Source organism: Nitrospirillum bahiense (assembly GCF_007828025.1).
GTDB classification, from domain to species: domain Bacteria; phylum Pseudomonadota; class Alphaproteobacteria; order Azospirillales; family Azospirillaceae; genus Nitrospirillum; species Nitrospirillum amazonense.
On the sequence record NZ_VITO01000010.1, the window covers coordinates 194,761 to 206,682 of the forward strand.

Consider the following 11,922-nt stretch of genomic DNA (forward strand, 5'->3'; position numbering starts at 1 on the left):
CTCAAGCTCCCTCACGGTCCAGGTCGGCCAGGCCGGCGCGCGGGTGGGCGTCATGCCGGGGCTTCCAGCCTTCCAGGAAGGTTGCCAGCTCCGGCTCCTCCCCTGGCGGCAACACCACCTTCAGCTCCACCACCTGGTGGCCCGCGCGGATGCCCCGGCCCTTCAGGCGCAGGCGGGTGCCGCTGCTGGAGCGGGGCGGGATGGCCAGCATGACGCTGCCGTGGATGGTGGGTACCTTGACCTTGGCGCCCAGCACCGCCTCCTTCAGCGTCACCGGCAGTTCTATGATGATGTCGTCGCCGTCGCGGCGGTACAGCGGGTGGGGTGAGACCGCCACCTCCACGAAGGCGTCGCCGTGGGGGCCGCCGTTCACGCCCGGCCCGCCCTTGCCCGCCAGGCGCAGCGTCTGGCCGTCCTTCAGGCCGGCGGGGATGGTGACGTCCAGCACCTGGCCGTCGGGCAGGGTCAGCCGGCGGGTGGCGCCCCGGGCGGCGGTCAGGAAATCCACCGCCAGGGAATAGTGCGCATCCTGGCCTTTCAGCGGAAACCCACCGGCGCGGGCATTCCCGGGGCCGCCGCCCTGGCTGAAGGCCCGGCGCAGCAGGCTTTCCAGGTCGTCGTGGTCGAAACCGCCGAAGTCTTCGGCACCGGCGGAATAGCGGGCGTGCCCCCCGTCCCCGGCGTACTGGCGGTAATAGCCGCCCCCGCCGGCGGACCCGCGTGGGGCCGTCTCCGCCCCGGTGGCATCGATCTCCCCCCGGTCGAAGCGGGCGCGCTTCTCCGCGTCCGACAACAGGGCGTAGGCGGCGGCGATCTCCTTGAACTTGGCCTCGGCCTCCGGCTTGCCCGGGTTCAGGTCCGGGTGGTGCTTCTTGGCCAGGGCGCGGTAGGCGCTGCGGATGGTTTTCTCATCGGCGTCGCGGGCGACGCCCAGCAAGGCGTAGGGATCCACCGTAGGCTACCTCATTCCAGGGAAGGGACCAGGGGACGCGATCATGCGGCCGGCCTTGGGGCGACCCGTTGGGGTTCCCGCAGTGGGACGGCCCGCGCTGGGACGGCCGGCCTCCCCCGCCGGGGGCAGCAGCAGGGCTTCCGCCTGGCGCAGCACCGTGGCCGGGGTGGGACCGGCGTCCAGGATAGCCCAGCGCACCTCGCCGGCGCCCTTGCGCATCTGGCTTAGCAAAACGGGCATATCCGCGTCCGATGCATCCCGGGCCGCCGCTTGGCTCCGCCGGTGCAGCCGCTCCGCCAGCACCGCCTCCGGCGCCTGCAACCACAGGCCGGTGAAACGGACATGGGCCCGCGCCGCCACGTCCGCCGCCAGGGCGCGTTCGGCGGGGTCGGCGAACACCGCGTCCAGGATGACGCTGCGCCCGGCGGCCAGGCAAGCGGCGGCCTGGGTGCGCAGGCGGTCGTAGACGGCGGCGCTGACGGCCGGGCTGTAGGCCTCATTGGTCAGCGGCTCCTCCGGCGCCAGCCCGAACAGCTGCTTGCGGATGACGTCGGTGCGCAGCACGCGGGCGCCCGGGGCTGTGCCTAGCAGGGGGGCCAGCGCCCGGGCCAGCGTGGACTTGCCCGTGCCACTGAAACCGCCTACCGCCACCACGCGCGGCCGGTCGCGGCGCAGGAAGTCCAGCGCCAGCTGCAGGTAACGGTTGGCCTCCACCGCCCCGGCGGTCTTCTGCGTGGGCGTGGTCTGGCGCCGGGCGGCCGCTGCCGTCACCTGGGCCCGCACCGCCGCGCGCACCGACAGGAACAGGGGCAGGGCCGGCAGCCCGCCCAGGGCCTGGCCCTCCCGTCCCGCCATATCCTCCCCCGTCACGTCCAGGTAGCGGTTCAGCACCAGGCTGGCCAGGTCCGCGCGGTCGCGGAAACACAGGTCCATCAGCAGGAAGGCCAGGTCGTACAGCACGTCCGTGCAGGCGAGCGCGGGGTCGAACTCGATGGCGTCGAAGGGGGTGGGCGTGCCGTCCACCAGGCAGACGTTGCCTAGGTGCAGGTCGCCATGGCAGTCGCGCACCCGGCCCGCGTCCCGCCGCGCGTCCAGCAGGCCGCCTTGCGCCAACAGGGCCGCCTGCACCTTGGTGTTCCAGACGCGGATGTCGGCGGCCGAGAAGGCGTCGCCCGGCTTCAGGTTGGCGCGGGTGATGGCGATGGCTTCAGCCAGGCCCTGGGCCCCGCCGCCCTCCGTGCGGCCGGGCTGCGCCCGGTGCAGGCGGGCCAGGCGGTCGGCCAGGTCCAGCATCAGCTGCGGCGTCAGCCGGCCCTGCGTCGCCATGCGGTCCAGCAGGGCGTCCTGGTCGAAGCGGCGCATGACCAGCAGCCAATCCACCACCTGATCGGGCGGCAGGGGCGGCTCATCCTCCCCCGCCGCCCATTCCGGCCCCAGGGTCAGGCCGTCGGGCGTGTGCAGGACGGGGCGCAGGCCCAGGTACAGGTTGGGGGCGAAGCGGCGGTTGACCGCCAGCTCCGCCAGGCAGAAATGCCGCCGCCGTTCCACCGTGGAATAATCCAGATAGGAATAGCGCACGGCGCGCTTCAGCTTGTAGGCCCGGTCGCCGGCCAGGAAGACGTGGGAGATGTGGGTGTCGATACGCTCCACCCGGCCACGGGCCCCGAAGGATTCCGGATGGGCCAGGAAGGCGAGCGTCTCGGTCTGGTCGTCCATGGGGGCAGACTCCCTGATTGCGGAAAGGCGGGACCCGGTGCGGCGGGCTCTCTTGGGGGAAAAGCATAGGCCCCCCGGCGGTTCCGCCGCTTTGAGCGGGATCAAGCGGCGGTGCGCCCCGTTCCCTTGCGGAACACGCGTGCCACACCCGCGTCAAAACGGGGCGCACATGCGGGAAACGCGCCGGTCGCCGCCTTGATTTGGGGTTCGCCCGCCTTGTAAGGTGCGCCGCAACGCAACAAAGGGCCGGGGAGGACGGGTTTTCGAAGCCCAAAAGTTCCTTTTCCGCCCTTCCAGGGTGAAGACGGTCAGGCAATGGCGGCCTCAGGCGCGGCGAAGCTCAGTTTCCAGGGACTTATCCTGACGCTCCACCAGTTCTGGTCGGAGCAAGGGGCCCTGATCCTCCAGCCTTATGACATGGAGATGGGGGCCGGCACCTTCCACCCCTCCACCACCTTGCGCGCCCTGGGCGCCACGCCGTGGAAGGCCGCCTTCGTGCAGCCGTCGCGCCGGCCCAAGGACGGCCGCTATGGCGAGAACCCCAACCGCCTGCACCAGCATCACCAGTACCAGGTGATCCTGAAGCCCTCGCCGGCCAACGTGCAGGAGATTTACCTGGAAAGCCTGCGCCGCGTGGGCATCGACCCGGCGCAGCACGACATCCGCTTCGTCGAGGACGACTGGGAAAGCCCCACGCTGGGCGCCTGGGGCCTGGGCTGGGAAGTGTGGTGCGACGGCATGGAGGTGACGCAGTTCACCTATTTCCAGCAGGTGGGCGGCATCGAGTGCGAGGTGGTGGCGGCGGAGCTGACCTACGGCCTGGAACGCCTGGCCATGTACATCCAGAACGTCGAGAACGTGTACGACCTGGACTTCAACGGCCAGGGCGTGAAGTACGGCGACGTCTATCACCGCAATGAGCGGGAACAGAGCGCCTATAACTTCGAGGCCGCCGACACCGCCATGCTGCTGCGCCATTTCGAGGACGCGGAGCATGAGTGCGCCGAGCTGCTGAAGCGCGGCCTGGCCTGGCCGGCGTACGAGCAGTGCGTCAAGGCCTCGCACAACTTCAACCTGCTGGACGCGCGCGGCGTCATCTCGGTGGTGGAGCGGCAGAGCTACATCCTGCGCGTCCGCAACCTGGCCAAGGCCTGCTGCGAAGAGTGGGTCAAGGGCGACAAGAAGGTGGACTGGACCCTGCCTGGGCCCGTTTCCGGTAAGGGGGCCTGAGCCATGGCCGAGCTGCTGATCGAGCTGTTTTCCGAGGAAATCCCCGCCCGCATGCAGGTGCGCGCGGCCGATGACTTCAAGCGCCTGGTGACCACCAAGCTGGCGGATGCCGGTCTGGCCTTCACCGACGCCATCGCCCATTCCACCCCGCGCCGCCTGACCCTGGCTGTCACCGGCCTGCCGGTGCGCCAGGCCGACGTGCGGGATGAGCGCAAGGGCCCGCGCGTCGGTTCCCCCGACGCGGCCGTCCAGGGCTTCCTGCGTGGCGCCGGCCTCACCAGCCTGGACCAATGCGAACAGCGCGACACGGGCAAGGGCGTGTTCTGGTTCGCCGTGGTGGAAAAGCCGGGCGGGGCCACGGTCGACGCCCTGCCGGGCATCATCGACGCCGCCATCCGCGAGCTGCCCTGGCCCAAATCCATGCGCTGGGGCAACAACACCTTCCGCTGGGTGCGGCCGCTGCAGTCCATCCTGGCGCTGTTCGACGGCGCCGTGGTGCCGGGCTATCTCACCCTGAAGACGGCCGAGCCGGCGCCCGAGGCGTCGGAGGGCAACGTCTGCCTGGGTGGCGAGCCCACGGCCGTCACCCTGCCTTACGGCAACACCACGCGCGGCCACCGCTTCCTGGCGCCTGACGTGCTGACCATCACCGACTTCGCCGATTACCAGCAGAAGCTGGCCGGCGCCTTCGTCGTGCTGGACCGCGAGGCGCGCAAGGCCCGCATCCTGGAACAGGCCAACAGGCTGGCCGCCGCCGAGGGCCTTACCCTGCGCGATGATCCCGGCCTGCTGGAAGAGGTGGCGGGCCTGGTGGAATGGCCGGTGGGCCTGATCGGCACCATCGACCAGGCCTTCATGGACGTGCCGGCGGAGGTGCTGACCACCTCCATGCGCACGCACCAGCGCTATTTCGCCCTGGAAACGAATGACGGCAAGCTGGCGCCGCGCTTCATCCTGATGGCCAACCGCACCACCGAGGACGGCGGCAAGGCCGTGGTGGCCGGTAATGAGCGCGTGCTACGCGCCCGCCTGTCGGACGCCAAGTTCTTCTGGGACCTGGACCGCAAGGTGCCGCTGGAAGACCAGGCCAAGAAGCTGGCCGAGATCACCTTCCATGCCAAGCTGGGCACCACCGCGGCCAAGGTCCACCGGGTGGAGGGCCTGGCGGCGGTCATCGCGCGGGCCATCCACGCCGACGTGGACGCCACCCGCCGCGCCGCCCGCCTGGCCAAGGCCGACCTGGTGACCGGCCTGGTGGGCGAGTTCCCCGAGGTGCAGGGCGTCGTCGGCCGCTATATCGCCTATGAGCAGGGCGAGAACGCCGCCGTGGCCGAGGCCATCGCCGACCATTACAAGCCCCTGGGCCCCAGCGACAGCTGCCCCACCGCCCCCGTCTCCGTGGCGGTGGCGCTGGCCGACAAGATCGACACCCTGGTGGCGTTCTTCGGCATCGATGAGAAGCCCACGGGGTCCCGCGATCCGTACGCCCTGCGCCGTGCCGCCCTGGGCGTCATCCGCCTGGTGGTGGAAAACGGCCTGCGCCTGGACCTCGGCGACCTGTTCCTGGTGGCGCGCGGCCAGCTGGCCCTGGACAATGCCGCCCTGGATGGCGAGCTGCTGGCCTTCTTCGCCGACCGCCTGGTGGTGGCCCTGCGCGAGAAGGGCGTGCGCCACGACCTGATCGCCGCCGCGCTCGCCGGCCGGGCGGAGGGCGACCTGGTCCGCCTGCTGGCCCGCGTGGACGCGCTGGCCGGCTTCGTCAACACCGACGACGGCGCCAACCTGCTGGCCGCCTTCCGCCGCGCCGCCAACATCCTGCGTATCGAGGAGAAGAAGGACGGCCACGCCCATGACGGCGTGCCGGACGCGGCCTTGCTGCAGGTGGATGAGGAAAAGGCCCTGGCGGCGGTGCTGGATGCCGCGCGCACGGCGTCGGAGCCAGCGCTGGCCGCCGAGGACTACGTGGGCACCATGGCGGCCCTGGCCAGCTTGCGCGGCCCGGTGGACGCCTTCTTCGACAAGGTGACGGTGAACGCCGACGATCCTGCCTTGCGGGCCAACCGGCTGCGTCTGCTGGCCGGTATCCGCCGCACGTTGAACCATGTGGCGGACTTCTCGGTCATCGAGGGTTGAGTCGCGGGGGCCGGGAAACCGGCCCCCGTTTTCGTTTGGTGCCCGGGACCGTGGGTGCGGTCACAATCTTGGCCCTTCCGTTGGCCTGGATAGTCTGCAAGGCTTTGATTTCAGTACGCGTGACAAAATGGGGCCCGGCTTGACCGGATCCTGAAAAAACACAAATCGCAGTGAAAACTTCGGGGAAACTGGCGAGCGGCGGCCCATGAGTGAACCGGCCGCGGCTCCGCCGAACTCATCGGGTGAGGAACCATGAGCGTGTCCAAGTGGGTGTACAGCTTCGGTGATGGCAAGGCCGAGGGCCGGGCCGAGATGAAGAACCTTCTGGGTGGCAAGGGTGCCAACCTGGCGGAGATGAGCAATCTGGGATTGCCCGTGCCGCCCGGTTTCACCATCACCACCGAGGTCTGCACCTGGTTCTATGACAACGGCCGCCAGTATCCGGCCGAACTGAAGGACCAGGTGGCCGCCGGCCTGAAGGCGGTGGAGGGCATCATCGGCGCCACCTTCGGCGATGCCGGGAACCCGCTGCTGGTCTCCGTGCGCTCCGGCGCCCGCGCCTCCATGCCCGGCATGATGGACACGGTGCTGAACCTGGGCCTGAACGACGTCACCGTCCGGGGCCTGGCCAAGCGCGCCGGCGACGAACGCTTCGCCTACGACAGCTACCGCCGCTTCATCCAGATGTACGGCAACGTCGTCCTGGACGTGGACCACCATCATTTCGAAGAGATCCTGGACAGCCACAAGCGCGACCGGGGCCTGAACTACGACACCGACCTGGAAGCCGGCGACTGGCAGACGGTGATCGAGGGCTACAAGGAGGTGGTGCAGGAAGCCCTGGGCCGCCCCTTCCCGCAGGATGTGCAGGAACAGCTGTGGGGCGCCATCGGCGCCGTCTTCGGCAGCTGGATGAACCAGCGTGCCATCACCTACCGCAAGCTGCACGACATTCCGGCCAGCTGGGGCACGGCGGTCAACGTCCAGGCCATGGTGTTCGGCAACATGGGCGACGACTGCGCCACCGGCGTGGCCTTCACCCGCAACCCGTCCACGGGTGAGAACGCCTTCTACGGCGAATACCTCATCAACGCCCAGGGCGAGGATGTGGTGGCCGGCATCCGCACGCCGCAGCACCTGACCGTCGCCGGCCGCCAGGCCAACGGCTCAGACCTGCCGGCCATGGAAGAGAGCATGCCGGAGGTGTTCCAGCAGCTGGACGCGGTGCGCCTGAAGCTGGAGCGGCACTACCGCGACATGCAGGACATCGAGTTCACGGTGCAGCAGAAGAAGCTGTACATGCTGCAGACCCGAAATGGTAAGCGCACCACCGCCGCCGCGCTGAAGATCGCCGTGGACATGGCGCGGGAAGGCCTGATCGACGAGGCCGAGGCCGTGCGCCGCATCGAGCCCAAGTCGCTGGACCAGCTACTGCACCCGACCCTGGACCCCAAGGCCGAGCGCAAGATCATCGCCAAGGGCCTGCCGGCCAGCCCGGGTGCCGCCTGCGGCAAGGTGGTGTTCTCGGCGGACGAGGCGGAGCGCCAGTCCCAGATGGGCGAGGCGGTCATCCTCTGCCGCGTGGAGACCAGCCCCGAGGATATCCACGGCATGCACGCCGCCGCGGGCATCCTGACCACCCGCGGCGGCATGACCAGCCACGCGGCCGTGGTGGCGCGCGGCATGGGCCGGTCCTGCGTGTCGGGTGCGGGTGAGCTACGCATCGACTACAAGACCGGGGTCATGACCGTGCGGGGCGAGAAGATCGCCGCCGGCGACGTCATCACCATCGACGGATCGACGGGCGAGGTCATGCTGGGCCACGTGCCCACCATACAGCCGGAACTGTCCGGCGACTTCGCCACCCTCATGGGCTGGGCCGATCGCTTCCGCCGCATGAAGGTGCGCACCAACGCGGAAACCCCGCTGGACGCCCGCACGGCGGTGAAGTTCGGGGCCGAGGGTATCGGCCTGTGCCGGACCGAGCACATGTTCTTCGATACCGAGCGCATCGTGGCCGTGCGCGAGATGATCGTGGCGGAGACCGAGGCCGGCCGCCGCGCCGCCCTGGCCAAGATCGCGCCCATGCAGCGCCAGGATTTCGTGGAGCTGTTCCGCATCATGGCCGGCCTGCCGGTCACCATCCGCCTGCTGGACCCGCCGCTGCACGAGTTCCTGCCCAACAGCGAGGAAGAGATGGACGAGGTGGCCAAGGCCGCCGGCACGGACATCCAGCGGGTGCGCCACCGCGCCCTGCAGCTGCACGAGGCCAACCCCATGCTGGGCCATCGCGGCTGCCGCCTGGGCATCTCCTACCCCGAAATCTATGAGATGCAGGCCCGCGCCATCTTCGAGGCGGCGGTCGAGGTGGGCAAGGCCGGCCAGACAGTGATCCCGGAGATCATGATCCCCCTGGTCGGCACCAAGAAGGAACTGGACATCCTGAAGGCCGTCATTGACCGGGTGGCGGGCGAGGTGAAGCAGTCCTCCGGCGTGCAGATCGACTATCTGGTCGGCACCATGATCGAGCTGCCGCGCGCGGCCTTGCGGGCGGCGGAGATCGCCCAGTCAGCCGAGTTCTTCAGCTTCGGCACCAACGACCTGACGCAGACGACGTTCGGCATCAGCCGCGACGACGCCGCCAGCTTCCTGCCCGACTACCAGCGGGCCGGCATCTTCGAGCACGACCCCTTCGTGACCCTGGACACCGAGGGCGTGGGCGAGCTGGTGTCCATTGCCGCCGAACGGGGCCGCAAGACCCGTCCGGAGATCAAGCTGGGCATCTGTGGCGAGCACGGCGGCGACCCGGCCTCCGTCTACTTCTGTGAGAAGGTGGGGCTCAGCTACGTCTCCTGCTCCCCCTATCGCGTACCCATCGCCCGCCTGGCGGCGGCGCAGGCGGCGCTGATGGGCGAGAAGCCCGCCAGCGAGGCGTAAGCGGCTGTTCCACGTCGAAGGTTGAGGGCGGCGGGGGCGACCCCGTCGCCCTTGATCTTTGAGGGGCATCTTTGGGCGCCTGGGAAAGCGGCGCCCTAGCTCCCCGTAGCCGCCTTCTGGAAATGCTGGCGGGCGATCGCGTCCAGCCGGCCTTCACGGTACAGGGCCTCAGCCGCGTCCCGCAGGATCGCGGTTTCGGGGGCGTCGCGGGTGGCGGGGTCGCAGGACAACCAGGCCTCCATGGCGCTGACCTGCACGCGGTCGCCCAGCTGGTCGGTCAGGTTGTTTTCCCGCGCCACCACGTCGATGACGGAGGAGATGCCCATCACGGCGTTCACCCGGCCGTGGGCCATCATGCGCAGGCCGTTCAGCGTGGACGGCACTGTCTGCACGGTGATCCCGTATTGCTGGATGACCGGGATCAGGGCCTGGGTGCCCGTGGCCGTCACGGCCACCGGGCCCACCGTCCGCAGGTCATCGGGCTTCGCCAGCGTCACACCCTGCCGCGCCACCGCCACCAGCTGCGTCTCCATGGTCAGGGCCAGGGGCACGATGGCCCGGTACGGGTCGCGGATGGGCACGGCGACCATGCCATAGACCTTGGGACCGCCCGGTGGCCGTTCCCGCGCCAGCTCGGCATAGACGCGCACCACCGGCAGCAGCTCGACGGTGGCGCGGATGCCCGCGCGGTCCAGGATGGCCTGCGCCTGCTCCACCACCAGCCCCCTGGCCTGGCCGTCGGCGCCCCGCTCCCCCAGCACCGGCAGTTCCGGCACCAGCACGCGGATGGGCTGGGGCGCCGTCTGCGCCGCCGCGATACCCGACGCCATGCCACTGGCGGACAGCGCCAGCAAGAGCGACAGGATGGTGCGGCGGGTGGGGGTCATGGTGTGGGCACGCCCGGCGGGGGGAATTGCCCGGTCAGATGGTCAAGGTCCCCTGCCTGGACTACCCCAATTCAGCGCGCAGCTGCCCCAACGGCAGTGCAGTCGTCTCCTTGACGGTCGACACTGCCATCATCGAATTTATTTCGCGCACGCCGGGCAACTGCGACAGCTTCTTGAAGAACAGGGCTTCATAGGCCTCGACGTCTTTGGCGACGATGCGCAGCAGGAAATCCACCTGGCCCATCAGCACGAAGCACTCCAGCACCTCCGGTATGTCGGCGATGGCGCGGCGGAAGGCGTCCAGGCTGTCGCCGGCGTGCGCCTCCAGCTTCACATGGGCGAAGACCAGGAAGTTCAGGCCCAGCTCCCGCCGGTCCAGCAGGGCCACGCGCTGGCGGATCAGCCCCGTTTCCTCCAGCCGCTGGATGCGGCGCCAGCACGGCGATTGCGACAGCCCCACCTTGTCGCCCACGTCGGCGGCCGAGGCGGCGCCATCCTGTTGCAGCACGTCGAGGATCTTCCAATCCAGCCCGTCCAGCTTGTGCCGCATGATCCATCTCCATATCGCTACATTAAAACATGAGTCATGTTGATGATGGCGATTTCGAACAGTCTTCGCAAAGACTATGCGCGCTTTGGCCGCTATTGTTGCCCTCATCGGAACACGATTTGTGAAGAGCCGCCACCATGCCCCCCCTGGATTGCTCCCCTGCCGACTATGCCGTCCTGCATCCCACCCTGACGCTGGTGCGCAGCGGCGATGGCTTCGTGGCCCTAGCCGTGAACCGCGCCGGCCCGGTGGATGTGACCCTCGACTGGAGCCGTCTGGACCCGTTGGAGAATACCGACGGCCTGGACGCCGCCATCGACTACGCCCTGTCGGTGGCCCGTCACCGGGGGGAAGCCGACCGCCGCGCCGGTCGGCCCTGGGCTACGGCCCATGCCGTCGTCGTCGGGTATGAGGGGGACGCGGCCGAGGCCGCCGTGCGCCGCGCCGTCGCCGTGGCCGCCGTGCCGGTCGCAGGATTGCCGGAGACCCGGGTATGACCGCCGCCGTTGCCACCGCCGCGCCGTCGAACGCCAGCCCCGTCATGCTGTCGGTGGCGGCCGACGCCAGCCCCGGCCTGCTGTCCCGTCTGATGGGCACGCTGGCCCGCCTGGACATTGTGCCCCTTCACGTCTATGCCCGCCGCCGCGCCGACCTGCCGGGCGAGGACATGCTGGAGGTGGACATCCAGCTGCCCGACACCGCGTCAGCCTACAGCGAGCGCGTGGCCGCCCTGTTCCGCGGCGTGGTGGGCGTGCATCAAGTCGCGGGGAGTATTTAGGCGTCCCTCAGGCGCCGGGCGGCCGCATCCGCGGCCTGGGCTTGTCCTCAGTTTCCAGTCCACTGCGTTCCCCGGAAACCTCCGGCGGCTGCGGTCGCAGCCTACAGCGGCATGGGGCCATGCCGCTGGTCCGAGACTTAAGTTACAAAGGCTGCACGGCTGGTGCTTCCGTCCCAACCCGCCAGCTGCGCAGGCCCAGGATGGCCAGGACGATGAAGGCGACGTAAAGGCCGGCGGTCAGGTACAGGTCCTTGACCACGTACATGGCGACATAGACCACATCGACGGCGATCCACAGCCACCAGTTCTCGATGTGCTTGCGCGCCGTCCAGTACTGCGCCACCAGGCTGAAGCCGGCAAGGGTGGCATCCAGATAGGGCAGGGAGGCGTCGGTCCAGCGGGCCATGGCCAAGCCCAGGGCGACGCTGGCGGCCCCGCCGGCCGCCAGGCCGAGGATGGCGTCGCGAACGGATAGGGGCCGCACCACCACTTGGCCGTCGTCGCGCACCCCCCGCCACCAGCACACCCAGCCATAAACCAGGAAGGCGCCGAACACGGCCTGCAAGACCATGTCGGAGTACAGCTTGGCCTCCAGGAAGACCACGCCATAGAGCGCGACGGAGGCCAGGCCCAGGGGCCAACACCACAAGGACCGGCGGGTGGTGGTCCAGACGGCCAGCGCGCTGACGATGACGGCGACGATTTCCAAGGGGGACATGGGGGAAGGGGCGCCGCTGTT

Annotated in this window: 10 protein-coding genes; 5 read left to right on the forward strand and 5 right to left on the reverse strand. The window is 69.5% G+C overall.

Features of this window, described 5'->3' with window-relative positions:
* Window position 1: 1 nt before the first annotated feature.
* Window positions 2-952 carry a DnaJ C-terminal domain-containing protein gene (locus tag FBZ88_RS16400; protein ID WP_145618288.1) on the reverse strand — a complete coding sequence of 317 codons (951 nt, stop codon included), beginning with the start codon at window positions 950-952 and terminating at the stop codon, window positions 2-4.
* A 6-nt stretch (window positions 953-958) separates the two neighbouring features.
* On the reverse strand, window positions 959-2,668 hold the full coding sequence (locus tag FBZ88_RS16405; protein ID WP_145618289.1) for a bifunctional aminoglycoside phosphotransferase/ATP-binding protein: 1,710 nt from the start codon (window positions 2,666-2,668) through the stop codon (window positions 959-961).
* A 315-nt stretch (window positions 2,669-2,983) separates the two neighbouring features.
* On the opposite strand from FBZ88_RS16405, the gene FBZ88_RS16410 reads away from it, so the two are divergent.
* The 3 genes from FBZ88_RS16410 to ppdK all read left to right on the forward strand — a co-directional run bounded on the left by FBZ88_RS16410 (window position 2,984) and on the right by ppdK (window position 8,968).
* Complete coding sequence (locus FBZ88_RS16410) at window positions 2,984-3,898, forward strand: glycine--tRNA ligase subunit alpha (RefSeq protein WP_050898121.1); 915 nt, start codon at window positions 2,984-2,986, stop codon at window positions 3,896-3,898.
* A 3-nt stretch (window positions 3,899-3,901) separates the two neighbouring features.
* The gene (glyS, locus tag FBZ88_RS16415) at window positions 3,902-6,031 is read left to right on the forward strand and encodes a glycine--tRNA ligase subunit beta (RefSeq protein ID WP_145618290.1); all 2,130 of its coding nucleotides are present in this window, start codon (window positions 3,902-3,904) and stop codon (window positions 6,029-6,031) included.
* A gap of 252 nt (window positions 6,032-6,283) precedes the next feature.
* Window positions 6,284-8,968 carry a pyruvate, phosphate dikinase gene (ppdK, locus tag FBZ88_RS16420; RefSeq protein ID WP_186464441.1) on the forward strand — a complete coding sequence of 895 codons (2,685 nt, stop codon included), beginning with the start codon at window positions 6,284-6,286 and terminating at the stop codon, window positions 8,966-8,968.
* A gap of 95 nt (window positions 8,969-9,063) precedes the next feature.
* Here ppdK and FBZ88_RS16425 read toward each other — a convergent pair whose 3' ends face one another.
* Both FBZ88_RS16425 and FBZ88_RS16430 read right to left on the reverse strand, forming a co-directional pair.
* Window positions 9,064-9,855, reverse strand: coding sequence for a substrate-binding periplasmic protein (locus tag FBZ88_RS16425; protein ID WP_145618291.1), 792 nt, complete (start codon window positions 9,853-9,855; stop codon window positions 9,064-9,066).
* Window positions 9,856-9,916: 61 nt separating this feature from the next.
* Complete coding sequence (locus tag FBZ88_RS16430; RefSeq protein ID WP_088873899.1) at window positions 9,917-10,405, reverse strand: Lrp/AsnC family transcriptional regulator; 489 nt, start codon at window positions 10,403-10,405, stop codon at window positions 9,917-9,919.
* A 137-nt stretch (window positions 10,406-10,542) separates the two neighbouring features.
* Between FBZ88_RS16430 and FBZ88_RS16435 the strand changes: the two genes are divergently transcribed.
* Both FBZ88_RS16435 and FBZ88_RS16440 read left to right on the forward strand, forming a co-directional pair.
* On the forward strand, window positions 10,543-10,902 hold the full coding sequence (locus tag FBZ88_RS16435; protein WP_145608790.1) for a hypothetical protein: 360 nt from the start codon (window positions 10,543-10,545) through the stop codon (window positions 10,900-10,902).
* Window positions 10,899-11,183 carry a hypothetical protein gene (locus tag FBZ88_RS16440; RefSeq protein ID WP_088873897.1) on the forward strand — a complete coding sequence of 95 codons (285 nt, stop codon included), beginning with the start codon at window positions 10,899-10,901 and terminating at the stop codon, window positions 11,181-11,183. The genes FBZ88_RS16435 and FBZ88_RS16440 overlap by 4 nt, the downstream gene beginning before the upstream one ends.
* 142 nt (window positions 11,184-11,325) lie before the next feature.
* Here FBZ88_RS16440 and pnuC read toward each other — a convergent pair whose 3' ends face one another.
* Entirely contained in the window at window positions 11,326-11,901 is a 576-nt protein-coding gene (gene pnuC / locus FBZ88_RS16445; RefSeq protein ID WP_145618292.1) for a nicotinamide riboside transporter PnuC, read from the reverse strand.
* Window positions 11,902-11,922 lie beyond the last annotated feature (21 nt).